This is a genomic window from Succinivibrio faecicola (genome assembly GCF_019448115.1).
Taxonomy (GTDB): domain Bacteria; phylum Pseudomonadota; class Gammaproteobacteria; order Enterobacterales; family Succinivibrionaceae; genus Succinivibrio; species Succinivibrio faecicola.
Map to the genome: position 1 here is coordinate 61285 of NZ_JAGFNY010000003.1, position 24669 is coordinate 85953.

21 protein-coding genes and 1 pseudogene are annotated in these 24669 nt (G+C 38.2%); 13 read left to right on the top strand and 9 right to left on the bottom strand.

Annotation, left to right across the window (positions count from 1 at the left end):
- Nucleotides 1–31: 31 nt before the first annotated feature.
- The 3 genes from J5V48_RS02045 to J5V48_RS02055 are packed head-to-tail and all read right to left on the bottom strand — an operon-like array spanning nucleotide 32 to nucleotide 2310.
- Nucleotides 32–856: an NADPH-dependent 7-cyano-7-deazaguanine reductase QueF gene (locus tag J5V48_RS02045; protein WP_219936524.1), complete on the bottom strand. Its 825-nt coding sequence runs from the start codon at nucleotides 854–856 to the stop codon at nucleotides 32–34.
- Nucleotides 857–1585, bottom strand: coding sequence for a 16S rRNA (uracil(1498)-N(3))-methyltransferase (locus tag J5V48_RS02050; RefSeq protein ID WP_219936526.1), 729 nt, complete (start codon nucleotides 1583–1585; stop codon nucleotides 857–859).
- A gap of 14 nt (nucleotides 1586–1599) precedes the next feature.
- Nucleotides 1600–2310 (bottom strand): endonuclease, encoded by a 711-nt coding sequence (locus J5V48_RS02055; RefSeq protein WP_255557648.1) that lies wholly within the window; start codon nucleotides 2308–2310, stop codon nucleotides 1600–1602.
- A 146-nt stretch (nucleotides 2311–2456) separates the two neighbouring features.
- On the opposite strand from J5V48_RS02055, the gene J5V48_RS02060 reads away from it, so the two are divergent.
- A complete protein-coding gene (locus tag J5V48_RS02060) occupies nucleotides 2457–3299 on the top strand; it encodes a DUF5718 family protein (RefSeq protein WP_219936528.1) in 843 nt (280 codons plus the stop codon).
- Nucleotides 3300–3424: 125 nt separating this feature from the next.
- On the opposite strand, the gene metK is transcribed toward J5V48_RS02060, so the two are convergent.
- Entirely contained in the window at nucleotides 3425–4573 is a 1149-nt protein-coding gene (gene metK, locus J5V48_RS02065; RefSeq protein WP_219936531.1) for a methionine adenosyltransferase, read from the bottom strand.
- A 405-nt stretch (nucleotides 4574–4978) separates the two neighbouring features.
- Here metK and fsa point away from each other — a divergent pair, with 405 nt between their 5' ends.
- The 6 genes from fsa to J5V48_RS02095 all read left to right on the top strand — a co-directional run bounded on the left by fsa (nucleotide 4979) and on the right by J5V48_RS02095 (nucleotide 13667).
- Nucleotides 4979–5629: a fructose-6-phosphate aldolase gene (fsa, locus tag J5V48_RS02070; RefSeq protein ID WP_219936534.1), complete on the top strand. Its 651-nt coding sequence runs from the start codon at nucleotides 4979–4981 to the stop codon at nucleotides 5627–5629.
- 101 nt (nucleotides 5630–5730) lie between these two features.
- Nucleotides 5731–6969: a hypothetical protein gene (locus J5V48_RS02075; RefSeq protein WP_219936537.1), complete on the top strand. Its 1239-nt coding sequence runs from the start codon at nucleotides 5731–5733 to the stop codon at nucleotides 6967–6969.
- Between the two features lie 22 nt (nucleotides 6970–6991).
- The gene (gene tkt, locus J5V48_RS02080; protein ID WP_219936539.1) at nucleotides 6992–8992 is read left to right on the top strand and encodes a transketolase; all 2001 of its coding nucleotides are present in this window, start codon (nucleotides 6992–6994) and stop codon (nucleotides 8990–8992) included.
- Nucleotides 8993–9245: 253 nt separating this feature from the next.
- Nucleotides 9246–10412 (top strand): phosphoglycerate kinase, encoded by a 1167-nt coding sequence (locus tag J5V48_RS02085; RefSeq protein ID WP_219936541.1) that lies wholly within the window; start codon nucleotides 9246–9248, stop codon nucleotides 10410–10412.
- An 82-nt stretch (nucleotides 10413–10494) separates the two neighbouring features.
- Nucleotides 10495–11589 (top strand): class II fructose-bisphosphate aldolase, encoded by a 1095-nt coding sequence (fbaA, locus tag J5V48_RS02090; protein ID WP_219936543.1) that lies wholly within the window; start codon nucleotides 10495–10497, stop codon nucleotides 11587–11589.
- Nucleotides 11590–11858: 269 nt separating this feature from the next.
- Nucleotides 11859–13667 carry an AAA family ATPase gene (locus J5V48_RS02095; protein ID WP_219936545.1) on the top strand — a complete coding sequence of 603 codons (1809 nt, stop codon included), beginning with the start codon at nucleotides 11859–11861 and terminating at the stop codon, nucleotides 13665–13667.
- 80 nt (nucleotides 13668–13747) lie between these two features.
- Here the strand turns inward: J5V48_RS02095 and fliD are convergent, their stop codons facing one another.
- Both fliD and lysC read right to left on the bottom strand, forming a co-directional pair.
- The gene (gene fliD / locus J5V48_RS02100) at nucleotides 13748–15298 is read right to left on the bottom strand and encodes a flagellar filament capping protein FliD (RefSeq protein ID WP_219936547.1); all 1551 of its coding nucleotides are present in this window, start codon (nucleotides 15296–15298) and stop codon (nucleotides 13748–13750) included.
- A gap of 171 nt (nucleotides 15299–15469) precedes the next feature.
- Nucleotides 15470–16828 carry a lysine-sensitive aspartokinase 3 gene (gene lysC, locus J5V48_RS02105; protein WP_219936549.1) on the bottom strand — a complete coding sequence of 453 codons (1359 nt, stop codon included), beginning with the start codon at nucleotides 16826–16828 and terminating at the stop codon, nucleotides 15470–15472.
- Between the two features lie 150 nt (nucleotides 16829–16978).
- Here lysC and J5V48_RS02110 point away from each other — a divergent pair, with 150 nt between their 5' ends.
- A complete protein-coding gene (locus tag J5V48_RS02110; protein ID WP_219936551.1) occupies nucleotides 16979–17728 on the top strand; it encodes an AzlC family ABC transporter permease in 750 nt (249 codons plus the stop codon).
- Entirely contained in the window at nucleotides 17715–18065 is a 351-nt protein-coding gene (locus tag J5V48_RS02115) for an AzlD domain-containing protein (protein WP_219936553.1), read from the top strand. Before J5V48_RS02110 ends, J5V48_RS02115 begins: the two co-directional genes overlap by 14 nt.
- Before the next feature lie 35 nt (nucleotides 18066–18100).
- Here the strand turns inward: J5V48_RS02115 and J5V48_RS10120 are convergent.
- Together J5V48_RS10120 and J5V48_RS02125 are read right to left on the bottom strand one after the other, a co-directional pair.
- A pseudogene (locus tag J5V48_RS10120) lies at nucleotides 18101–18240 on the bottom strand (transposase); the annotation flags it as partial.
- Nucleotides 18241–18555: 315 nt separating this feature from the next.
- Complete coding sequence (locus J5V48_RS02125; RefSeq protein WP_219936574.1) at nucleotides 18556–18909, bottom strand: MaoP family protein; 354 nt, start codon at nucleotides 18907–18909, stop codon at nucleotides 18556–18558.
- Nucleotides 18910–19226: 317 nt separating this feature from the next.
- Here J5V48_RS02125 and glnS point away from each other — a divergent pair, with 317 nt between their 5' ends.
- From glnS to J5V48_RS02145, 4 genes are all read left to right on the top strand, one after another.
- Nucleotides 19227–20906, top strand: coding sequence for a glutamine--tRNA ligase (glnS, locus tag J5V48_RS02130; protein WP_219936575.1), 1680 nt, complete (start codon nucleotides 19227–19229; stop codon nucleotides 20904–20906).
- 22 nt (nucleotides 20907–20928) lie between these two features.
- Nucleotides 20929–21390, top strand: coding sequence for a hypothetical protein (locus J5V48_RS02135; RefSeq protein ID WP_219936577.1), 462 nt, complete (start codon nucleotides 20929–20931; stop codon nucleotides 21388–21390).
- Between the two features lie 64 nt (nucleotides 21391–21454).
- Nucleotides 21455–22636: an outer membrane protein assembly factor BamC gene (gene bamC, locus J5V48_RS02140; protein WP_219936579.1), complete on the top strand. Its 1182-nt coding sequence runs from the start codon at nucleotides 21455–21457 to the stop codon at nucleotides 22634–22636.
- A gap of 150 nt (nucleotides 22637–22786) precedes the next feature.
- Nucleotides 22787–23050, top strand: coding sequence for an HPr family phosphocarrier protein (locus J5V48_RS02145; protein ID WP_219936581.1), 264 nt, complete (start codon nucleotides 22787–22789; stop codon nucleotides 23048–23050).
- A 92-nt stretch (nucleotides 23051–23142) separates the two neighbouring features.
- On the opposite strand, the gene J5V48_RS02150 is transcribed toward J5V48_RS02145, so the two are convergent.
- Nucleotides 23143–24588: a carbon starvation CstA family protein gene (locus tag J5V48_RS02150; RefSeq protein WP_255557655.1), complete on the bottom strand. Its 1446-nt coding sequence runs from the start codon at nucleotides 24586–24588 to the stop codon at nucleotides 23143–23145.
- Nucleotides 24589–24669: the final 81 nt, after the last annotated feature.

Sequence of the window (24669 nt, forward strand, 5' to 3'; positions counted from 1 at the left end):
GGTGCAATGCTGCACCTTAATAGTGTATGTTTTACTGTCTAACAGTTCTTACGTTTTTATATGAATCTATTGCTTGATTTGTTCTAAATGGATTGATGTCAATACCACCACGTCTTGTAAAACTTGCATGAACACAAAGCTTTTTTGGCTTTAACATTGTCATAATATCGCTGTATATCAGTTCAACGCACTGCTCATGAAACCCCTGATGATTTCTAAGTGAGATAAGGTAGGATAGCAAAGATTCATAACTTATCTCTTTTCCCTCATATTCAATAAACATTGTTGCATGATCTGGCTGTGCTGTTACAGGACAAAGCGAACGGAAAAGATTTGTATGACAGTTTATTGAGATTTGCTTGTCTGAAGTTGCTTTGAGCATATCTGTTGAATAGGTAAAAGAGTTTTGTTGGAAATTTTTCAGATCGATTGCACTTTCAAGCTCAACACTATCAATCTTGGATATAGCAAAATCATTATCGTTTAAAGTCATAAGTGAGACTTTTACATCACATTCAAGTAGTTCACTCAGATCTCTTTTGATAACAGATTCCACCTGCTCAAGTGATTTGAATTTTGTCATGGTCAAAGAGAAAATATATAGTTTTAATGACTTTGACTCGACTATATATTCACTGTCTTTTGGAACTATGATCTTACCTACTGCAACTTTTGGAAGTGAATTGAGATCAAGATAGGTTATCTCATACAGTCTCCAGAGATCGTAACCTTCAGATTCTGTATAGTTTTTAATCTGTGAACGACCAAGCTCTCGTTTGATTCTCTGCAGTCTTGAAGGTGCATATTCACAATCATAGGTTGTGCTTTTTCCAAGAACGAGGTTTGTCATTTCCATTTATAAATCTCCAAAGGTACAACCTAATATTGAAAGTGCTGCTAATGCTGCTGTCTCTGTTCTTAATATTCTAGGGCCTAATGTAACTCCTTGAAATCCAGCTTTTGCTGCATTGTCTATTTCCTCTGCTGAAAGTCCGCCTTCAGGACCAATAAGAAGTCTTACATTCTGCTTTGGTTCAATTTCAGTAAGCTTTTTGTCAGCCTTAGGATCAAGAGTCAATGACAGAGCATTCTCACCTTGCTTGTACCAGTCATCAATCAAGGTAATATCATTAACAACAGGCACAACATTTCTTCCTGACTGTTCGCATGCTGCAATAGCAATCTTCTGCCACTGTTCGACTTTCTTTTCTTCACGCTTTCTGTCAAGTTTCACACCGCATCTTGATGAGTACAGAGGTGTAATACAGTGAATTCCAAGTTCAGTAGCTTTCTGTATTGTAAATTCCATCTTGTCTCCGCGGCTTATGACCTGACCTAGTTCAACAAGAAGTGGACTTTCGACATTTCTGTCAATCTTATCTGTACATTTAAAAGAAGCCTTTTTAGAAGATACCTCTTCTAATGTTGCTTTGTACTCATTTGCTAATCCGTCAAATACGATAAAGTTATCGCCCTGTTTGAATCTTAATACTCTTATAAGATGGCCAAAGCCGTCATCATCAAGAGTGAATGTGTCATTCAGGTTTAAATTTGCTCTAAACTGGCAGATCCTTACATCACGCATAGCTATCCTGTTTTTTATAGTTTAAATCTCTTGCACTGAGCCTTTACAAAAGGATTATCGTTTCCTTGAATCTCCTTTATAAGCTTATTTCTTATGCATTCGTTCTTTGTAACTTTGTATTTTTTGTTCCAGTATCTGAACATATTTATCTCTTCAGAAGTCAACGGTATCTTGTAGGTACTCGACATATAAAGATATGCTCTTGCAACAATACCCTTAGCTCTGTTTGGAATTGAGGCTACCTTTTTTTTAGTATTTATAACAACTGAGCATTTACCGTAAGGTGATTTTCCTTTAAGCTTTTCTACAAATCTGTAGTTGCTTCTATCGCCATTTACCTCACCAATTGAAGGATAAAGATTATGAAGATCACCTTCCATATAGATAAATTCAGGATCATTCTCAGAGCATTCTTTTCTGCCGCCTAAAATCCAGCACTCTCTTTTTTTACCGAATGCATGTGCAGGCATAATATGTTCAGCTTCTATTCTTTTTGCTCTTTGCTCATTAGATCTTATTTTATAACCGCATGAAGCAAGATCTGGTTTATATCCGTTTTCATAAAAAATAATATTGCAACCGCAGTAGATTGTTTTTGCCTTTGTAAGCTTACTGAATATTCCTGGCATATGAGTTTTAGATTCTCTAAAAGAGAGTGGTTCACTCATTGCACAAGTAAAGAGTACGCTTATAGATAGAATTAAAACAGATAGCTTTTTTATCATCTTTTTAAACCTTATAAATTCAAAAAAAGATTCTAACACAAAGACATGATCATTTTATAATTTTGCAAAAAGCATGATAACTGGCTGTATGCTATAATCAGATAAGTTGAATTTACAATTTTTTAGGTATTTCTTTTGGAGTGCAAATGTCTATTGATTTGAGCAAAATGGCTACATTTGGCGTAGCAGGTAATTTTACCGGACACCTCGAGCAGGCAGGTGAGGCAGTTGATTTTACCAATGTAAAAACTGCTGAAGCTAAGGCCCCTAAGGCAGTATTCCCAACATTCATGCCAAAAGCAGGCAAGAGCATTCCTGAATTTTTAAATGTATTTCCATTTGATTCACAGAAGATTATCTTCCCTGAGGGGGAGACCAAGCTTCAGATTGAACCTGAGTGTGCAATTATCTGTGAGGTAACCTATGAAGGTACACAGGTAAAGTCATTAAAGCCTGTTTTATTCGGTGCATCCAATGACTGTTCAATCAGAAAGGAAGGCGCAAAGAAGATTAGTATTAAGAAGAACTGGGGAAAATCATCAAAAGGCCTTTCGGACAACCTTATTGCAATTGATTCATTTGATGAATCAGGCATATTGAACAGGTACCGCATTGCAAGTTTCATGGTAAGAGATTCCAAAGTTATAGCATACGGTGAAGATTCAGCTGTAAGAGATTACAGCTATGTTTATCAAAAGCTTGTTTTATGGCTAATCGATAAGCTTAACAATCAGCAAAATGAAGGTCCTGCTGAGAAGATTGGTGATTATATAAATGAGGCTGGCAAACCAGAACTTATCATGGTTTCAATTGGTGCTACAAGATATACAGATTTTGGTGAGCACAATTTCCTTGCAAACGGCGATAAATCAGTTGTTGTAGTTTATCCTGAGGATAAGTACTCAAGTGAGGATATTAAAAAGGGCGTAGAGAATAACTCTCTAAATGACAAGGATGTAAGTGTTTTATCTCAGCTTGTAGTTCTATAAACTCTGAAAATTAAAACACAGTTTTAAATCAAAAAGATAAATGCCACTGAAGTTTTAATATCAGTGGCATTTTAATTTTGGTAGAGTATTACAGATCCAAATTTATATCGGGCTCTATCAAATTATTATTTGATGGCCTGCAGCAGATCATCTACCTTGTTGGTCTGTTCCCAGCTGAAGCTTGGACGGCCGAAGTGACCGTATGAAGCAGTCTTCTGGTAGATTGGTCTTAACAGATCAAGCTGACGGATAAGGCCAAAAGGTCTTAAATCGAATACTTCAGGTACGATCTGAGCAATCTTGTTGTCATCGTACTTACCTGTACCGAATGTATTTACTGATACAGAAACTGGCTTTGCAACACCGATTGCATATGAAACCTGAACCTCTGCTTTCTTAGCCAGGCCTGCAGCAACGATATTCTTTGCAACATATCTTGCAGCATATGCAGCTGATCTGTCCACCTTTGATGGATCCTTACCTGAGAAAGCACCGCCACCGTGACGGGCTGCGCCACCGTATGTATCAACGATGATCTTGCGACCGGTTAAACCTGCATCACCTACAGGACCACCGATAACGAATCTGCCTGTTGGATTGATGAAGATCTTGGTATCCTTTCTTAAGTATTTCTCAGGAATTACTCTCTTGATGATTTCTTCATAAACGCACTCATGGACAGTTTCCTGTTTTACAGTCTCATCGTGCTGGGTAGAAAGAACGATAGTATCGATATAGTCTATAGAGCCATCATCCTTGTAAGCTATGGTAACCTGGCTCTTTGCATCAGGACGTAACCATGAGATAGTGCCGTTACGACGCAGCTGAGCCTGTTTTTTCATAAGCTCATGAGCATAAGTAATTGCAGCAGGCATTAAGTGTTCTGTTTCATTGGTTGCATAACCAAACATCAAGCCCTGATCACCTGCACCCTGATCTTCAGGTAAGGCTCTGCTTACACCCTGATTGATATCAGGAGACTGTTTGCCAAGACCATTTAAGAATGCGCAGTAGTGTCCGTCGAAGCCAACTTCAGAATTATCATAACCGATATCACAGACAGTCTTTCTTGCAATTGCTTCAAAATCGACATTTGCAGTGGTGGTAACCTCACCTGCAATAAGAATAAGACCTGTCTTAACAACAGTTTCGCAGGCAACGTGAGCTGTTTTATCCTGCTTTAGGATAGCATCAAGAATAGCATCAGAAATCTGATCGCAGATTTTGTCTGGATGTCCTTCTGAAACTGACTCTGAGGTAAATAATCTTGACATAATTTAATTCCTCTTAAATAAATCTTATGGACTGATTATATACTAATAAAAAAACTTGTATAGATATTATTGAAAAAATTACTCAATAAAATTAAATAAATTACGTAAAATCAAATAATAAAATGCTTAAAAAGTAGTGATTAATATTTTATAATTTACTACTAAAAAATGTGGGATTAATATTTGAATTTTCTTGTGATATTTCAGTGAATACGCAGATAATTGAAAACATGATTTTTCTTTTTGCCAAATTCAAAAAAATAGAGTAAAAATTAAAGGTGAAAAAAATAAAATTAGAAAAAGTTCACAGTTTTATAAAATTGTAAACGTTTACGGTGCTGTTTGTACTATTATTAAGTAAAACAGTTTTATTAACAGAAATTGATTCGTAGGGAGTATTTATAAATGAGATTCTTTTTAGATACAGCTAATGTTGAAGATATTAAAAAGGCAAACGATTTAGGTGTTATCTGCGGTGTGACAACCAATCCATCACTGATTGCAAAGGAAGGTCATGATTTTAAAGAGACCGTAAAGGAAATTGCTTCAATTGTTGACGGCCCTATCTCAGGTGAGGTTAAACCTACAACTCTTGATTTTGATGGAATGATGAAAGAGGCTCGTGAAATTGCAGCTATTCATAAGAACATGGTTGTAAAGTTACCAATGACTGCTGAAGGTTTAAAGGCATGCAAGCAGTGCAAGGCTGAAGGTATCAAGACCAATCTTACCTTAATCTTCACAGCAAACCAGGCTTTACTTGCAGCAAGAGCCGGTGCAACCTATGTTTCACCATTCGTTGGTCGTCTTGATGATATTTCAGAGGATGGTCTTGATTTAATAAGAACCATCTCAGAGATGTTTGCAATCAATAACATTGAATCACAGATTATCTGCGCATCAGTCAGAAATCCGGTTCATGTTACCCAGTGCGCACTTGCAGGTGCCGATATTGCTACAGTTCCTTACAAGGTTATCGAGCAGATGATTCATCATCCTCTAACCGATCAGGGTATTGAAAAGTTCCAGGCTGACTACAAGAAAGTCTTCGGTTAATCAAAAAAAGTGTGATATACCGGCTAATGCCGGTATATTAAACTTGAGGCAAACTCTTCAATTGAAGTACACTTCACTGGTATTTAATTGGAGATTTTAACTTGCAGTCATTCAAACTAAAGATATCACTTAGCCTTGTATTGCTTGTTCTTGGCGCTGCCTTTTTTTATAGAGCAGGTATATATGTTACCGGTAAGTGTGCAAACAGGACACTTGCAGCACTTGTATACAAGGCTAATTTGTTCTTGGAACATGAGTACAATACAGATCTGCTTTTGTACAAGACAACCGTAAGTTATAAAAAGATTGATGAGAGCTGGAATCATCAGGTTGGTTTTGTTGAAATAGAGATCCCTGATATTGAAAAGCGTTATCAGATAATTGTAAAGACTGACTACAACTTTTTAAATCTTGAATCAAAGTTTCAGATTGAGCCGATTTTAAGAGATTTCACTGTTAAAACCGGACTTTTAAAGGACAGTATAAGTAATGAAGCTTCAGTAAAGGTTAAACTTATTCCTTTATCTGTAAGCGCAAGGTTCTATCTTAATGCACCATATTCAGACAGAATCATAGATCAGGGGGTTGTAAAGAAATACAACGGAAAGAATTCAAACCTGACAATAGATTACAGATTCCTGCAAAGAGAAGATGCAAGACGAACTGTAGTAGGAGAGTTTGACAACCTTTATCTTCCAGGTTTGAGTGCAGAAAAATTCTTCTTTACAATGACATATGATCAAATAGAGGAGCTGCAAAAGCCTCTGTTTGCAAGAATCTATGCAAAGGAGCTTGTAACAGAAAGTGAAATGCTTCAGCAGTTCAGATCTTTTGATGTTTCGCTTGTACCTTACAGATTTGATAAATTTAATAATTTCAATCTGAAGATTATGGCAAGAGGAAATTTAAAATACGGTACAGGTGCATTTGAAGGATCGCTTCGTTATTTAAATATGAATGAACTTAAAAAGCTAGATCTGTCATGGCCTGAGCTGATATTGAGACCAATGCTGATAAACAGGGCTACAATATATCAGGCTGTAAAACTCGATATGAAAAAACTTGAGTATCGATCACAGTTTATTAAAGATAACAAAAATGTAATGTATAATGCTATGGCTAACGGCTACTTGACTATTCCAAAGCATAGCAGAGGTATAAACCCAGTTTTAAGTCATCTTGTCGGAAAGATAAATGTAAAGTTCGACAGAATGAATGATGCCGGTTTTGAATATATAAGTTCAATTGGCGATGAAGTTTTAGTAAAATCAAAGGATACCTATCACACTTCGATAGAACTGAATGATGGTAAGGTAATCTTTGACGATCAGGTTAATTAGGTTTTGTTTTCAAGGAGAAAATATGTCAGATTTCAGAGAGCTAGCTAACGCAGTGCGTGCATTGAGCATGGATGGTGTTCAAAAAGCAAATTCAGGTCATCCTGGTGCACCTATGGGTATGGCTGATATGGCTGAAGCATTATGGCGTGGTTTTATGCATCACAACCCAAAGAATCCTAAGTGGGCAAACCGCGACCGTTTTGTTTTATCAAACGGCCATGCTTCTATGCTTATTTACTCCCTGTTACACCTGACAGGTTACGATTTATCCTTGGATGATTTAAAGAATTTCCGTCAGTTCGGTTCAAAGACACCAGGCCACCCAGAGTATGGTGAGGTTCCAGGTGTTGAAACAACAACCGGTCCTCTTGGCATGGGTATTGGTAATGCTGTTGGTATGGCACTTGCTGAGCGTTTACTGGCTTCAGAATTCAACAGAGAAGGTTTTGATATCGTTGATCATTACACCTATGTATTCACAGGTGACGGCTGTTTAATGGAAGGTATTTCACATGAAGCATGCTCACTTGCCGGTACCTTGGGTTTAGGCAAGCTTGTTGTTCTTTACGATTCAAACGGCATTTCAATTGACGGTGAGGTAAAAGGCTGGTTTGCTGACGATACAAAGAAGCGCTTTGAGGGCTACGGCTGGCAGGTTATCGAAATTGAAAACGGTAATGACGGCAAGCAGGTACGTGCTGCAATCGAACTTGCTCGAGCTGATAAGAACCGTCCATCAATTATTATTTGTCCTACAACAATCGGTTTTGGTTCTCCTGCAAAGGCTGGCTCTGAGAAGTCACACGGTGCTCCTTTAGGTGAGGATGAGATTGTTGCAACCAAGAAGGCTTTAGGCTGGAACTATGGTCCATTTGAGGTACCTGCAGACATCAGATCACAGTGGGATGCAACAGAGCAGGGCGCAAAGCTTGAGAAAGAATGGAACGATCTGTTTGCTTCTTACAAGGCTAAGTACCCAGAGCTTGCAGCTGAATATGTACGCCGTATGGAAGGCAGGTTACCTGCTGACTTTGCTGCAAAGACCAAGTCATGGATTGAGCAGTTGCAGAAAAATGCAGATCCTAAGGTTGCTACACGTAAGGCAGGTCAGTTAGCTTTAGATTTCTTCGGTTCACTTCTTCCAGAGCTTGTAGGTGGTTCAGCTGACCTTGCACCTTCAAATCTGACTGTAAACAAGGAATCAAAGTCTGTTCTACCAGGTCACCTTGAGGGTAACTATATTCACTGGGGTGTACGTGAGTTCGCTATGGCAGCTGCAATGAACGGTATGTTACTTCACGGTGGCTTCCGTCCATATGGCGGTACCTTCCTGATCTTCTCTGACTATGCTAAGAATGCATTAAGAATGTCAGCATTAATGAAGATCCCTACATTATATGTATTCACCCACGATTCTATCGGTGTTGGTGAGGATGGTCCTACCCACGAGCCAATCGAGCAGATTTCAACATTGCGTTTAATTCCAAACTTTGATGAGTGGCGTCCTTGTGATATGGTTGAAACCGGTGCTGCTTGGTCATACATGATTGAAAGACAGGATGGTCCAAGTGCTGTAATTTTATCACGCCAGACCTTAGAGCAGATGAACCGTACACAAGAGCAGGTTGAGAATATCTCTAAGGGCGGTTATGTATTAAAGGACTGCGCTGGCACTCCTGATCTTATCTTAATCGGTACTGGTTCTGAGGTAGCTCTTGCATATCATGCAGCAGAGCAGTTAGAGGCTCAGGGTAAGAAGGTTCGTGTTGTATCAATGCCAAGCACAGATGTGTTTGATCGTCAGTCAGCTGAGTACAAAGAGTCTGTACTTCCTAAGGCTGTACGTGCAAGACTTGCAGTTGAGGCTGGCTGTTCTAACATCTGGTTCAAGTATGTTGGTCTTGATGGTGATACATTATGTCTTGATCATTATGGTGCTTCTGCTCCTGCATCATTGCTGTTCAAGGAGTACGGCTTTACTGTTGAGAATGTAGTAAACAAGGCATTAAATCTTTTAAAATAAGATATGAAATATGACAGGGCCGGCTTTATGCCGGCTTTGTTTTTTGGTTCTTAAAGAAGATAAAAAAATCATTTGAAATGTATATTGCAAGAGTGAATGAAATCAATTTTCACCACAATGAATTCAAAATGAAAAATAGTGAAAAAATGTCTCATTAAAATTGCATTGTTTGACTTATGTGCTAAAATATTGGGACGTAAATGCTAAGTAAAAGTCTAACAAAGACGAATTTAATAACAGAGGAAAACGAACTATGGCAGTTTTAAAGATGGCCGATCTTGACCTACAGGGCAAGAGAGTACTTATCCGTGCAGACTTAAACGTACCTTTAAAGGACGGCAAAGTTGCATCAGACAAGCGTATTATGGCTACATTACCAACCATCAAATTAGCTCTTGAGAAGGGTGCTAAGGTTATGGTTATCTCTCACTTGGGCAGACCTACTGAGGGTGAGTACGCAGAAGAGTTCTCATTAAAGCCAGTTGCTGATTACATTGCAACCAAGTTACCAAACGTATCAGTTCGTTTAGAGAAGGATTACTTAAACGGCGTTGACGTTAAGGAAAACGAGCTGGTAGTTTTAGAGAACTGCCGTTTCAACGTTGGCGAGAAGAAGAACGCTGAAGATTTATCAAAGAAATATGCTGCATTATGCGACGTATTCGTAATGGACGCTTTCGGTACAGCTCACCGTGCTCAGGCAACTACTTACGGTGCAGCTCAGTTTGCTCCAGTAGCTTGTGCAGGTCCATTGTTAGCTGCTGAGTTAGATGCTTTAGGCAAGGTTATGGATAACCCTGCACGTCCAATGGTTGCTATTGTTGGCGGTTCAAAGGTTTCAACCAAGTTAACCGTTTTAAACAGCTTATTAAAGGTTTGCGACCAGTTAATCGTTGGTGGCGGTATTGCCAATACCTTCATCAAGGCTCAGGGCAACAACGTAGGTAAGTCTTTATGCGAAGACGAGCTTGTAAACGATGCTAAGGAAATTGCTGGCAAGACCAACATTCCTGCATTCGTAGACGTTGTTGTTGGCAAGGAGTTCAGCGAGAATGCTGAGGCTACTACCAAAGATTTAGCAGACATCGCTGATGACGACATGATCTTCGACTTAGGTCCTAAGTCAATGGCTAACATCAACGAAGTTTTAAAGAATGCAAAGACCATTTTATGGAACGGCCCAGTTGGCGTATTCGAGTTCGATCAGTTCGCTCTAGGTACCAAGTCAATGGCTGACGCTATCGCTTCTTCAGAGGCTTTCTCTGTTGCAGGTGGTGGTGATACCATCAACGCAATCCAGAAGTTCGGCGTAACTGACAAGATCTCTTACATCTCAACAGGTGGTGGTGCTTTCTTAGAGTTCGTAGAGGGCAAGAAGTTACCTGCTGTTGAAATCTTAGAGAAGAGAGCAGCTGAATAATTCATTTTGTAAAATGCCAGTGTCAGCTGGCATTTGTGTTATCTAAAAGTTTCTTTTTTTATTTTTATAGGTATTTAATCTTATGACTAAGATTTTAGACGTTATCAAGCCAGGTGTTGTTGCTGGTGAAAACTTACAGAAGTTATTTGCTTTAGCTCGTAAGGGTGGTTTCGCTTTCCCTTCAGTTAACTGCGTTGGTACTGATTCAATCAATGCTGTTATCGAGGCTGGTGCTAAGGCTAAATCTCCTGTAATGGTACAGTTCTCAAACGGTGGTGCACAGTTCATCGCTGGTAAGGGCTTAAAGATGGATAAGCCACAGGGTGCAGCTATTTTAGGTGCTATCTCTGGTGCTTTACATGCTCGTAACGTTGCTGAGTTCTACGGTGTACCTGTAGTTGTTCACACTGACCACTGCGCTAAGAAACTGTTACCATGGATTGACGGTTTATTAGACGCTGGTGAGAAGTACTATGCTGAGCACGGTGAGCCATTATTCTCATCACACATGATTGACCTTTCAGAGGAATCATTAAAGGATAACGTTGCTCTTTGCTGCAAGTATTTAGAGCGTATGTCTAAGATCGGCATGACTCTTGAGTTAGAGTTAGGCTGCACCGGTGGTGAAGAAGATGGTGTTGATAACTCAGGTAAGGACGAGTCAGCATTATATACTCAGCCAGAAGACGTAGCATATGCATATGAGGAGTTATCAAAGATTTCTCCAAACTTCACTATCGCTGCTTCATTCGGTAACGTACACGGTGTTTACAAGCCAGGTAACGTTAAGTTAAAGCCAACCATCCTACGTGATTCACAGAAGTACGTTAAGGAGAAGTTTGGTTTAGCTGATGAGAAGCCATTAAACTTAGTATTCCACGGTGGTTCTGGCTCTTCAGAGCAGGAAATCCGCGAATCAGTATCATATGGTGTTATCAAGATGAACATCGATACCGATACTCAGTGGGCAACCTGGGAAGGTATCCTTAACTACTACAAGGCAAACGAGAACCGTTTACAGGGTCAGTTAGGTGATGGTACCGATCCAGATGTTCCAAACAAGAAGTTCTACGATCCACGCGTATGGTTACGTAAGGGTCAGGAGAGCATGGTTGTTCGTCTACAGGAAGCATTTGATCGCTTAGGTTCAGCTGGCTGCTTAGACAAGGACATCTAATGTTCTGAAATATCCTTGATTTAGGATATTTATAAGATCGCCGCAAACAATGCGGCGATTTTTTTTGCATGTAGATTGCAATCTATGAAAGGTTTTCGGATCACATCTTTACCAAATTGTGCCGGAAAGCATCTGGCATCAGCCATGGTGCGCTGTCAACATCTGTGTCTTTATCTAAAAAAGCCTCTTATAACTCATTTCTAATGAGTTGAATTAAATTTAAATTCAGTTAAACTAACATATAGTTACTATATATTCTGGATATAAAAATGACCGAAAAGACATTCAAACCATTGCCACTTGGCAATGAGGACTTTGTTTCATTAAGACAAAAAGGTAAATACTATGTAGATAAGACACCTTATCTAAAGAATGTCTTTACAGAGCCATCCTCGGTACTTCTTTTTACAAGACCAAGACGCTTTGGTAAAACTCTTTTAATGGATATGTTTGCCTCATTTTTAAGACTTGCACCAGATGGCAGTGACAACAGAGAATTTAAAGAAAAAATCTTTGAAGGTCTTGAGATTCTAAAAGATAAAGAATTCACTGATGAATACATGGGACAGTTCCCTGTTATTTTCATTTCTCTTAAAAGTGCATATGGAGAGACTTTTGAGCAAGCCTATGATGCATTAGCACGTGTCGTAGTAAGTCTATTTTCTGATTACGACTTTTTATTAAACAGTAAGAATCTGCAAAAAAAAGATCTTGAGAACTATAACAAATATCTAGATAGAGAATTTCTGTGTGATATAAATTCAATAGGATATGTAAAGGAAGCTTTTAAATTTCTATCAAACTGTCTTTATAAGCACTATAAAAAGAAAGTCATACTTTTAATCGATGAGTATGATGTACCATTAGCAAAGGCATCAGAAGGTGGATATCATTCACAGATGGTGAAACTGATAAGTCAGTTCTTTGATTTCATGAAAATCACACCAAACAATAATGAATATGAAGTATCCCCAATAGAAAAAATAGTTCTTACTGGCTGTTTAAAAGTAGCAAAAAACAGTATTTTTACAGGTGTAAACAACATCACTGTTAATACAGTGCTTTCAGAGGACTATGATTTTGATTCCATCATAGGTTTTACAAAAGAAGAGACTCTAAAGCTTTTAAAAGACTATGAGCTTGAAGAGTATACAACGTTGGTTAAAGAAAACTATGATGGATACAGATTCTATAAAAAAGAGATGTTCTGTCCATGGGATGTAATTAACTTTATAGCAGAGGCAGTCAAAAAGAAAGTTTCTGGCACTAAGATAATACCAGGAAATTACTGGATAAACTCAACCTCAAGTAATGCATTATTATCATATGTAGGATATCTGACTGATAAGGCAACAGACAAGATGCAGGCACTGATGGATGGTTTGAGTATTGAAACCTATATCAATGATTCAATGAATTATGACACCTTATCAGAACATGAAGAGATAGATTTCTTCTCCCTTCTTTTGCATACAGGATATCTGACATCTGATGGTTATAGAGTTGAAAACGAAGAAACAGGAAGACCAAAAGCTGTCTATTCACTTAGAATACCTAATCTTGAAATCAGAGAATGCTTTGAAACTAACATATTGAAGCATTTTAAAGAATCATCAACTAAAGGTGAGAATAAGGCTATGCTTATAGCTAAAGCTCTGTTTGAAGGTGATTGTGAAACAGCAAAAATCAATTTAAAAAAGCTACTTAAAGGATATGTATCTGTAAGAGATTTTGCAACAAAGGCAAAGAAAGAGAACTTCTATCATGGATTCTTATCAGGTGTGTTCACAAACTGTTCTGATAGCATAAGTGATTACCAGTCAAACAGTGAATCTGGTGATGGTTATGCTGATATCGTCTTTAAAAATGAAAGTGAAGATACTGTTGTTATTCTTGAACTTAAAGCATCAAAAAATATTGAATCTGTAATAATTGACGCAAAAAATGCAATAAAACAGATTGATGATAAAGAATATGCAAAAAGTTATATCACTCATCCATTTGTAAACAAAATATACAGCTACGGGATCAGTTTCTATAAAAAAGACTGCTATATTGAATTGAAGAAAGTAAAGTAATTTAACTACAAGCTCTTTTATTATATAAAAACAAAGGGCGATAATTATCGCCCTCGTTTTTATGCGCAATGCAATTGCTGTTAACCAATGCTGCTCATGATCTGAGATATGTATGTTGATGATGTATTGTACTTGGCCATAAGGGAGTCAAGGTTACCATACTTCTTACGAAGCATAGCCTCATACTGTTCAAGTTTAACAGTATTTGCCTCTTCTTTGTCAGTCCAGCTGTCAATCTGTTTTTGAATATCATCAACACGCTCAGATAGAAGACCACCAGTCTCTGTGTAATCTTCAACGTAGTTACTCATTTCCTTGAGAAGGCCGTCTTCAGAACTGAACAGATTAACTACAGCATTGAAACTTTCATTAATAGCTTTTGTAAACTTAGTCTTATCAAGAGCGAGTGTTCCATCTTTTTTTAAGGTCAGACCACAGTCAAAAATAGTTTTATTACTGCCAGATGATGACCCATCTCCACCGTCATCTGTTTTATTGAATCTTGAGATCATGGTCTGAAGAGCATTCTGAATACCCTTAACCTGAGAGTCACCTGCAAGATCACCACCGTCTAACTGATTCTTACCTTCTGAATAGGTGTTGTGTTTATACAGAGAGGTTAGAGTAGACTGCAGAGTGTTGTAAGCTTCGACGAACTTATTCATCTTGTTGTAAGCTTCATCGGCATCAGTAGTAATATTGACACTGTAGCTCTTGAAACCAGTGGTAACGTTACCACTACCATCATCAATGGTTTCTTTTTCTGACAGTTTTAATACTTCAAGGGTAATACCTGAAATTTGTTCATCAAACTGATTGGTGTGTGATGTTACGCTTTCACCATCAATAAGAATTTCAGCATCCTTAGCTTCTCTATATGCCCATTTAGAGCCACTTGTAGAAACTCTGTTACCTTTTGCATTAACCTCAGTATCAGATGATCTGTCAAAGTTGAATACACTGATAGAATCGTGTGTTGTATCAGATGGATTGCTAGGAGTTGCAGTGATCTTCATGTTGGTGGTATCAACACCAGTTGTACCGCCATCAACAGAGAAAGTGTATCCAGATGAAGTCTTGATAAGATTTACGTTTACACCAAGATCGTTCTTGTTTAAACGCTTTCTTACAAGTTCAATTGTATCGCCTTCGCTGATATCAATTTCAAACTTTCTTTCTCTGGTTTCTTTTTCGCCCCTGTCATTTTGGAAAGTTTCAGGACCAAGATCGATTGTAATATGACCTGCACCAAAAGAATTTCTAAAGCCGTCTGCTGTATTGAATTTCTGTGTAACAGCCTCTGACTGAGCTAGCTGAGTAACAGTAATATCAAAATTGGTGTTGGAGCAGTCTTCTTTTTGAGTAATTTTGAAAGCTTCATAATCTTTTGACTGTGAAGTTGTAACCTTATGTGTATTCATAGCATTTGCTTTACACATTTCTTCACAGGCTGTCTGGAAGGTGTTGAGCGCACTCTTCATCTTCTTGACACCATCAAGTTCAATTTCGCATTTAGCTTTTGCTTTTGTAACTCTGTTAGTCAGATTAGATTTCTTAGTAGAAAGCATCGCCTGAATGATGCTTTCAAAATCATTACCAGAGCCAACACCAGCATTGGTAATAGTTGTCATTTTGATTACCTCTTATATCTATATCAAATATAGAATTATCCCACCTATATATATTATCGGCGAAGAAAAAGTAAAAGTTTAATTTTTTTGACAAAAGATTTGATAATTTTTTTGAAGTGCCAATCCTTTGATCACAGATCAAAGGATTGCAAATAGTGTGCCAGTTACAGATTAGTCTTCCAGTAACTGCTTGTGAAGCTCATTTAAAGCTACAGAAGTGTCTCCGTCCTTTAAAAGGAAGCATAGGTTGTGGCGTGAAGCACCGTAGCAGATCATTCTTACAGAGAACTGCTGAATACAGTCAAAGGCTTTAGTGATAACACCGTTGTTCTCTGACATATTGTTGCCGATAATGGCAATTAGTGGCAGACCCTGTTCAACCTTAACGTGGCAGAACTGTTCAAGCTCTTTTAACATGTTAGGATCAAGACCTTGAGCACCTGATGTGCTGGTACCACCGTCAATAGTAACTGCAATTGAGATTTCTGATGTGGAAACAAGATCAATTGAGTGGTTGTATTTAGCAAATACTGAGAATACGTTTGCCAAGAAGCCAGTTGCACCAACCATTACAGGTGATGATAAAACGATAAGAGTCTGATTCTTGCGTAAAGCTAAGGCTCTGAAGTTTGGAGCAGTCTGTGTTGATGGACGAACCCAGGTACCACCCTTTTCTGGCTCCTTTGAAGAACCAACAAAGATAGGAATTGCGCGTCTTACAGCAGGAACCATTGTTGATGGATGTAAAACCTTGGCACCGAAGTTTGCCATTTCAGCAGCTTCAATATAGGTTAACTCAGGAATTGGCTTTGCATTCTTTACAACACGTGGATCGGTTGTGAATACGCCTGGAACATCAGTCCAGATGGAAATAGTTGCAACGTCTAAAGCTTCACCTAATAATGCTGCAGAGTAGTCAGAGCCACCACGTCCTAAGGTTGTGGTCTCACCTAAAGTATTTGAACCGATAAAGCCCTGAGTGATGATAATAGTCTTATCAGAAATAAGAGGCATTAACTTGTCACGGGTTAAAACACGGATTTCATCGCAGTTTGGCTTTGCGCATGAGAACTTGGAATCAGTGCGCATTACAGTACGAACATCGAACCACTGTGCATCAGTACCGTAGTGCTTGAATAAAGCAACAAACAGGAATGATGACATTAACTCGCCGTGAGATACGATTGCATCAGCAATCTGATCGTTTGTGCCCTTATCGTTTGCAACAAGGGTCTGATCCTTAATCTCTTTTAAGTGGCCTTCGATGAAGTTTCTTAATTCGTGCTGGTTTTCAAGATGAGTGATGATCTGCTCGTGAATATCGCGAAGCTTGGAGATAATCTCATCAATTTTCTCGTTTGAGCATTTACCTGAAGCAAGCTCAACTAATAGATTTGTAACGCCAGAGCAGGCTGAAATTACAACAACACGTGAATTTGGATTTGATACAACTACCTTGTAGCTTGAAGTCATAGCTTCAAAGTTACCTACAGATGTACCACCGAATTTAGCAATATCTAAATTTGTCATAGTTATATGTCTAATAAGTTAAAAAAAATAAATAGAATAATAGCATACGAAAGCCGATGTGTAATTCTAATATACTTTTACCCCTTTTTGGTGCATAATTAATATTTATTTCTTGTATTAAACTGATATTTATTCCTTATCTGCATAATCATGAATAATCGACAGCTTTTTTTACTGGGAGTACGTCATTCTATTCCTATCTGTTTGGGTTATATTTCTGTTGGCTGTGCTTATGCTGTTATGGCAAAAGAGTATGGCTTTTCAGCTTTTGAGACAATTCTGATGTCAATGATCTGCTACTCAGGATCAGGTCAGTTCCTGGCTGTTACATATGCTCAGCAGGGGGCAAGTCTGATTGCGCTTGTGGTTGGTCTTTTACTTCTAAACTTCCGCTACTTTATTATGAGCGCAGTTGTTTTTGCAAGATTCAAGGTAATGAGTAATTTTCAGAGAGCATTTTTCTCTCACTACATTACAGATGAGCCATTTGCTATTTTTGCAACTGCAAAAAAAGAGCTTGTAAGTCCATATTATTTTTCAGGCCTGGTATTTATCTCATGGTTATCATGGATAAGTGGAGCAGCATTAGGTCTTGTTGCACATGATTTTATGCCGCCAGCTCTTACATCATCGATGACAATTGCTCTTTATGCGCTGTTTGTTGCGATTATTATTCCTGGTGCCTGCATGAGCAGATCAATGTTTTCAATCATTTGTTCTTCAGCTTTATTCAATATCCTCATGACAAGGTTTATGGATGAGTGCTGGGCTGTTCTTGCAACCATTGTTGTCTGTTCGTTAGCAGGAGCTTTCTTTATAAAAGACAAGGTTTCAGATGATGAAAAGCAGCAGATAGAATCAAAGGATAATGAAGGGGGGAAAGAGAATGGAACACTCTAATTACTATCTTTACATAGTTATTCTGTCATTTGTTGCAACATATCCTGTAAGATCAATACCAGCTTTATTCATATCAAAGCTAAAGCTTAGCCCATACTGGCAGAAAGTCTGGGATCTTGTGCCATATACTGCATTGACAGCGCTGGTGTTTCCTGGAATATTCAACTGTATAAAGGAAAAAGTACTAGTTGATGGAATTGAAACAGAAGTTATCAATGTGCATGCAGCTGCAATTGGCACTGTAGTTGCTATAGTAAGTGCGCTTTTTAAGTTACCTTTATCGGTTACAGTTCTCTTATCTGTTGTGGCAACCTATATCAGTGTTTTAATTTTTTAGGCTCAGTACAAATAAATGTGGGATCTAGGATCCCCTTATTCATTCTGAGACTTCCATCTTTGTCCTTGGGAATCAAACAGTTTTAAAAAGAAATATTCATCATCAGTGAGTCCATAGCTCTTCGTTCGATTGTCTTTATCTTCTGATTGATACCTTCAACCTTTCCGTTTGATAACGGCTATCTCATGGCTTATGATGCCATTAATATGATTTTTAAGTAACCTTGAAAACCATATGAAGTGCTTGTTTTCTGTGCCTTTATAGGAGTTAATAATCTCTTCTATATTGATTTATATAATGATCTTATTCAATAATCGCAAATATAAAAAGAGAACGAAAATCAATAAGTTACACTAGACAGAAAAATATTCCAAAATTTACTGAATGGTATGTAGAGAACGGCGATACACTGACGCTCAATGTCAGATATATATATTAAAAAACCTGAATATAAATTCAGGTTTTTTATGTTCAGTATATAGACTGACTGTTAATCTAAAGAATCTTCTGAAGACTGTGAGCCACCCATGAAGCTGTTGCCGTTTAACTCATCATCATTGCCAACTGAGCATAGACGGTGAAGGTGGCGTGGCTGGATAACCTGAAGATACTTCTTGAAGATCTTTGCGTTTTTATCAGTAATTACCTCATCAGAAGTAATCTGCTTTACGAACTCTTTTTCTTCATCATTTGAAGGCTCACGGGTACCGTTGTAAAGTTCCATCATTGCAGTACCGTATTTCTCAAGAAGATTTGACTCATTGATTGTAAAATCACCGCTGCGACGTAAGCCACGAGCAAAGTGCTGGAAATCGTTAAAAGGCTTTTCTGATTCAAAGCTCATCTTTATATCCTCGGTTAAAAGAGATTTAATTCATGCGATTATATATTTTTTTTAGAAAATTGTGTAGTTTCGTATAAAAAAAAAGATGTTGATAATATATACAGTACAAAAAAATCAAAGCTATATCTCAATTATGCATTAATTGTAATATTCTACAAAAATTTAAGATATTGAAAATAAATAAAATTATTTTATTTATTGATGCAAAAAATAACAAAAATTGCTAATAAAATTGAGTGTTTAGCTGCTCTTTGATAAAATCAGTACAATTGTTGATTAGTTAATAGTTTTTTCCGTTGGAATTGGAGTAAAAAAGAATGAGTAATACTGTTGGAGTTGAGGAAAAGATCCCTCGTAACTTTATTACTGATATTATTGATGACGATTTAAAATCCGGCAGGACCGATCATGTTGCAACCCGTTTCCCTCCAGAGCCAAATGGATATCTTCATATAGGCCATGCAAAATCAATCTGTCTTAACTTTGGTCTGGCAAGAGATTACAAAGGTACATGCAATTTAAGATTTGATGATACAAACCCTGAAAAAGAGGATATGGAGTACATCAACTCAATTAAGAACGATGTACAGTGGCTTGGTTTTAAGTGGACTGAGATTCGTCATTCCTCAGATTATTTCGACAGACTTTATGGTTATGCAGTAGAGTTAATCAAAAAAGGCCTTGCATATGTTGATGAGTTAACACCAGATCAGATCCGTGAATACCGTGGTACTCTTACAGCACCAGGTAAGGACAGCCCATACAGAAACCGTTCAGTTGAGGAAAACCTCAATTTGTTTGAGAGAATGAAAAACGGTGAATTTAAAGAAGGTGAAATCTGTCTTAGAGCAAAGATTGATATGGCATCTGCATTTATTTGCATGAGAGATCCTGTTATCTACCGTGTTCGCTATGCAAGTCATGCAATAACAAAAGACAAGTGGTGTATTTATCCAATGTACGATTTTACCCACTGTATTTCTGATGCAATCGAAGGAATCACTCATTCAATCTGTACTTTAGAGTTCCAGGACAACCGTCGTCTTTATGACTGGGTTTTAGAAAATATTTCTATTGAGGCAAGACCTCATCAGTATGAAATGAGCCGACTGAATCTTGAAGGTTCAATCACATCAAAAAGAAAGCTCAATCTTCTTGTAAAAGAAGGTATTGTTGATGGATGGGACGATCCTAGACTGACAACTATTTCAGGTCTTCGCCGCAGAGGTTATACACCTGCGTCTATCAGAGAATTCTGCCGTAGAATCGGTGTGACAAAGCAGGATAATGTTGTTGAGATGAGCGCACTTGAATCATGTATTCGTGACGATCTCAATACCAATGCACCACGAGCAATGGCTGTTCTTCATCCAATCAAGCTTATTATTGAGAACTATGGCCAGGAAGGTGTAACCGATACTTCCTATACAGTTTCAAATCATCCTGAAAGAGAAGATTTAGGCAGCAGGACAATCACATTGTCTAAGGAAATCTACATTGATGCTGCTGACTTCAGAGAAGAGGCAAACAAGCAGTACAAGCGCTTGAAGCTAGGCTCAGAGGTTCGCTTGAGAAACAGTTATATTGTTAAGGCTTTATCCTGTCAGAAGGATTCAGAGGGCAATGTAACAGTAGTTCACTGTGAGGCTGTTCCAAACTCAGTTGGTGCAAATATTGAGGGACACAAACCAAAGGGTGTAATTCACTGGGTTGATGCAAACAACTGTTTTAGAACAACAGTAAATCTGTATGAGAATTTATTCAATACACCAAATCCTGGTGCAGCAGAGGATTTCTTATCTACAGTAAATCCAAATTCAAAGACAGTAATTGAAAATGCCGCTTTAGAGAAGAGCCTTGAGAATGCAAAAGTTGGTGATCATTTCCAGTTTGAGCGTGAAGGCTATTTCTGCACAGATTCAAAGGCTTTTGAAGAGGGTAGAGTCGAGTTCAATCTGACTGTTGCTCTTCGTGAAAGCAAAAAGGTTATAGTATAAATAAAACATAGGAGTAGACATTATGTCTGATTATGAGAATTCTGACGTGCAAAAATCAGATGAGAAGTTAGCACCTCCACCAGGAAGCGATTATGAGGTTGCTTTTACCTATCATTCTGATAATCAGTTAGAAAGAGCTTATGATAAAGCTGAACACTGGGTAAGATGCGGTGTAAAGCCAAATCAGGTGTTCCTGGATGACCGCTCAATGGGTGTTATCAATTTCAGAAAGGAAATGCGCGACCCTTTACTGATTCAGGCAGGGGTAGAGCGTCTAATTGACTTTAGATGTTCATTAACTTTATCTGATACAGATGTTGATGCCGTTTTCTCAAGTGTAAGTTATTACGAGCCAGGCTGTGAGCCAACATACATTAATGCATATGATCCTGAACTTTCTTCCATTAGAGAAGTTCTAAATATGGTAAGTAATAATTTATTCAATTATCTGCAGAAGCCTCTAGTACAGACTGATGCGGATTAATAAAAGACAAGACTTCCTGTTTTTCAGGAAGCTTTCTTTTTTATAAGGAAAATTGGAGATCCTTGTGACCAGAATTAAAATCAAAAAGCTGGTAGGCGCACTCTTTGTATGTGGCCTTCCTGCTTTTGTTATGTCCGGATGTATTTGTGTAAAGAATCAGTACCAGAAGGTTTTTGGTGTTGATGAAAGTGTGAATGAGTCAACCGGATATTATTCATATCTTGATGCTCAATTATCAGACAACAAAATTGTTGTACCAGAAGGTCTTGATAATCCTGGCAGGAATTCTCAGCTGAAGGTTCCTTCTGTAAATCCAGACACCTTAAAGGGAAATGTTGGTGAGAAGGTTGATGTAAGACCTCCTGCAGCTCCATACAGAGCAGACTTTGGCAGCTACACCCAGTGGATAGACAATGAGGCTATTGTATGGTTTGAAAAAGATGGAAGCCACGGTATTCGTACCGAGGATGATGCATGGATGCTGATTGATTCAATGCTGAGAACCATGAAGGTTGGTATCGGTGAGGTTTCTGACGGTCAGTATGTTCTGACAACAGTTTCATCTGATTTTACAGATTACGGCAAACCTTATTCTGAGCTTGACGAGGACAATGGTATTCTTCGTTATCGTCAGATTTATCAGCTTCGTGTTGGTAGAAATTCTGCCAATGAAATTGGTATTGCAAGCAGACTGTTAGCTTCAGGACGATTCCTGTCAAATGGTTATTCTGTAAATAAAGATCTTTCTCCTATCGAGCAGGAAAGATTTACTATGGGCTTTTCAAACAATATCATTCATGCTTTGAATGATAGATTTGTTGAAAGATCATATGATCCTGAAAATCTTGTAATTACACTTGGTAAGGATAACAATGGTCATGATGCTATCCTGGTTGAAGCTCCATTTGATACTACCAACAAGGTGCTTGTAAGAACATTCCCAAGAATTGGCTGGAGTGTAACAGCACATTCTGTTGCAAAGGCTCAGTATGATATTGAGGTTCTGGACAGTTCTGATGAGCAGGTAGTGTACACAAATTCAACATCGCTTGATATTGATCAGGGTACATATAAGATCCGTGTCGGTATTCATGGCAACATGAGTGCTATTACTCTGTATGACAAGGATGATGCTCCTGTACCTTATGAGGTTGTCTCAAGGATCTATCAGGGCTTTGCACAGGTAATGTCAGCACAGTTTGTAGAATATACAAATAATCAGGCTAATGTCGTCAAAGCAAAATAGACATTAACTGATATTCAATAATAAGGAGCAGTAGTGCTCCTTGTTTTTTTTTAATCACTGTTCAAAATAGCATTAACATAATTGTCAATTTATTAAATGTGGTTTATTATATCAATAGATGGCAGAATGTTATTTTTATGGGATTTCTTTATGGAAAAGCTAACATATACAATCAAGGATAGAGATGGTGTTCATGCTCGTCCTGCAGGTGCAGTCATTAAAGCTGTAAGTGCTTACAAGTCTACAATCACCTTAATCTATAAAGATCGTAAAATCGATTTAAAGAAGGGCGGAATCTTTGCTCTTTTAGGTTTAGGTATCCGTTTTGGTGAAGAGATTTATCTTCATGTTGAAGGTGAAGACGAAAAGGATGCATCAGTAGCTTTAAAGCGTGCTTTTGAAGAATTCCTTTAATTTTGGATCATAAAGAATAAATATAAAAGGGCGATTTTTCGCCCTTTTTGCTAACTGTATAAAGGCAGCTTCAGCTGCCTTTTGACTAAGATTTAAACACCTGCAGGTTCATCAGCTACAGGACGCTTGCCAAATACTAAAAGTGCTACAAGACAAGCTAAACCAAATACAATACCAACACCATTTGAAACTGTCAGATCCATACCGAATCCCATATTAGGCTCGTATAGAATATATGCAGCTGCAATAGATGTTATGAATGTTGCAGGAATTGATGCTATCCAGTGCAGTTTGTTTCTTCTGTACAGGTATGCTGCAGCCGCCCATAAAGCGATTGCTGCAAGTGACTGATTTGACCAGCCGAAGTATCTCCAGATAACGTTGAAATCAACCTGGGATAAGATTATACCGATGATGAAAACAGGTACTGCAATTAAAAGTCTACTGGTTGCCTTTGTTTGCTCAGTATGAATAGCCTCTGCAATTGTCAGACGGCATGCTCTAAATGCTGTATCACCAGAGGTGATTGGCAGAATAACTACACCAAGAATTGCAAGAATACCACCGATAGGACCCAGCAGATCACGGCAGCTTTCAAATACTACTGATGCAGGACCACCAGCGTTCATTAGCTCCTGAGCTGTTGGATAGAATGTCATACCAACAGTAACCCATACAAGACCGATAAAGCCTTCTGCTACCATTCCACCGTAGAATACCATTCTGCCTTCTTTTTCATTTTCAAGACAGCGAGCCATCAGAGGTGACTGTGTGGAGTGGAATCCTGACAAGGCACCACAGGCGATTGTAATGAATACTAAAGGCCAGATTGGCAGCCCCTTAGGATGTGGATTAACATCAAAATCACACCATGAATAGAAATCACCTGATTTGTAGACGAATAGACCGATTGTAACACCGATAGCCATTATGATAAGCAGTGCACCGAAGATTGGGTATATTCTTCCGATGATCTTATCGATAGGCACGATTGTTGCCAAAAAGTAGTAAGCGAAAATGATAACAATCCAGAATGTCATTGTCAGGTTGTTATCAAAGTAACCTGCAGTCAGTTTTGCAAGCAGTCCTGCAGGAGCAGTTGCAAAAACAACACCAACAAGTAAAAGGAGGATAGTAGCAAACACGCGCATTACGTATTTTGCACCTTTTCCAAGGTTGTAACCTACGATATCAGGAACATTTGCACCGCCATATCGTACAGACAGCATACCAGAGAAGTAATCATGAACGGCACCTGCAAAGATTGTTCCGAATACTACCCATAGTAATGCAACAGGACCGTACAGAGCACCAAGGATAGGTCCGAATACAGGTCCGACACCGGCAATATTCAATAGCTGAATAAGCCAGAGCTTCCATTTTGGCATTGCAACGAAGTCAACACCATCATTTTTTAGTTTTGCAGGGGTAGCTCTTTCAGGTTTGATACCGAAGACCTTCTCCACAAACTTACCATATACCAAATATCCTACTATAAGCATAGCTACAGCAAGGATAAACCACATGAATCTTGGCATAGAAGCCTCCTTATGTTTTTGACTTATAAGGGGATCTTAATTATTCCTTTAATATCAGTGGCTTTATATATGCAAATTTGA

Coding starts and splice junctions, on each gene's coding strand:
- metK (WP_219936531.1), bottom strand. CDS start 4,573: ATGTCAAGATTATTTACCTCAGAGTCAGTTTCAGAAGGACATCCAGAC.
- J5V48_RS02095 (WP_219936545.1), top strand. CDS start 11,859: ATGACCGAAAAGACATTCAAACCATTGCCACTTGGCAATGAGGACTTT.
- glnS (WP_219936575.1), top strand. CDS start 19,227: ATGAGTAATACTGTTGGAGTTGAGGAAAAGATCCCTCGTAACTTTATT.
- J5V48_RS02125 (WP_219936574.1), bottom strand. CDS start 18,909: ATGAGCTTTGAATCAGAAAAGCCTTTTAACGATTTCCAGCACTTTGCT.
- lysC (WP_219936549.1), bottom strand. CDS start 16,828: ATGACAAATTTAGATATTGCTAAATTCGGTGGTACATCTGTAGGTAAC.
- J5V48_RS02150 (WP_255557655.1), bottom strand. CDS start 24,588: ATGCCAAGATTCATGTGGTTTATCCTTGCTGTAGCTATGCTTATAGTA.
- J5V48_RS02115 (WP_219936553.1), top strand. CDS start 17,715: ATGGAACACTCTAATTACTATCTTTACATAGTTATTCTGTCATTTGTT.
- J5V48_RS02085 (WP_219936541.1), top strand. CDS start 9,246: ATGGCAGTTTTAAAGATGGCCGATCTTGACCTACAGGGCAAGAGAGTA.
- fliD (WP_219936547.1), bottom strand. CDS start 15,298: ATGACAACTATTACCAATGCTGGTGTTGGCTCTGGTAATGATTTTGAA.
- J5V48_RS02060 (WP_219936528.1), top strand. CDS start 2,457: ATGTCTATTGATTTGAGCAAAATGGCTACATTTGGCGTAGCAGGTAAT.
- J5V48_RS02055 (WP_255557648.1), bottom strand. CDS start 2,310: ATGATAAAAAAGCTATCTGTTTTAATTCTATCTATAAGCGTACTCTTT.
- J5V48_RS02045 (WP_219936524.1), bottom strand. CDS start 856: ATGGAAATGACAAACCTCGTTCTTGGAAAAAGCACAACCTATGATTGT.
- J5V48_RS02145 (WP_219936581.1), top strand. CDS start 22,787: ATGGAAAAGCTAACATATACAATCAAGGATAGAGATGGTGTTCATGCT.
- fbaA (WP_219936543.1), top strand. CDS start 10,495: ATGACTAAGATTTTAGACGTTATCAAGCCAGGTGTTGTTGCTGGTGAA.
- J5V48_RS02135 (WP_219936577.1), top strand. CDS start 20,929: ATGTCTGATTATGAGAATTCTGACGTGCAAAAATCAGATGAGAAGTTA.
- J5V48_RS02110 (WP_219936551.1), top strand. CDS start 16,979: ATGAATAATCGACAGCTTTTTTTACTGGGAGTACGTCATTCTATTCCT.
- fsa (WP_219936534.1), top strand. CDS start 4,979: ATGAGATTCTTTTTAGATACAGCTAATGTTGAAGATATTAAAAAGGCA.
- tkt (WP_219936539.1), top strand. CDS start 6,992: ATGTCAGATTTCAGAGAGCTAGCTAACGCAGTGCGTGCATTGAGCATG.
- J5V48_RS02050 (WP_219936526.1), bottom strand. CDS start 1,585: ATGCGTGATGTAAGGATCTGCCAGTTTAGAGCAAATTTAAACCTGAAT.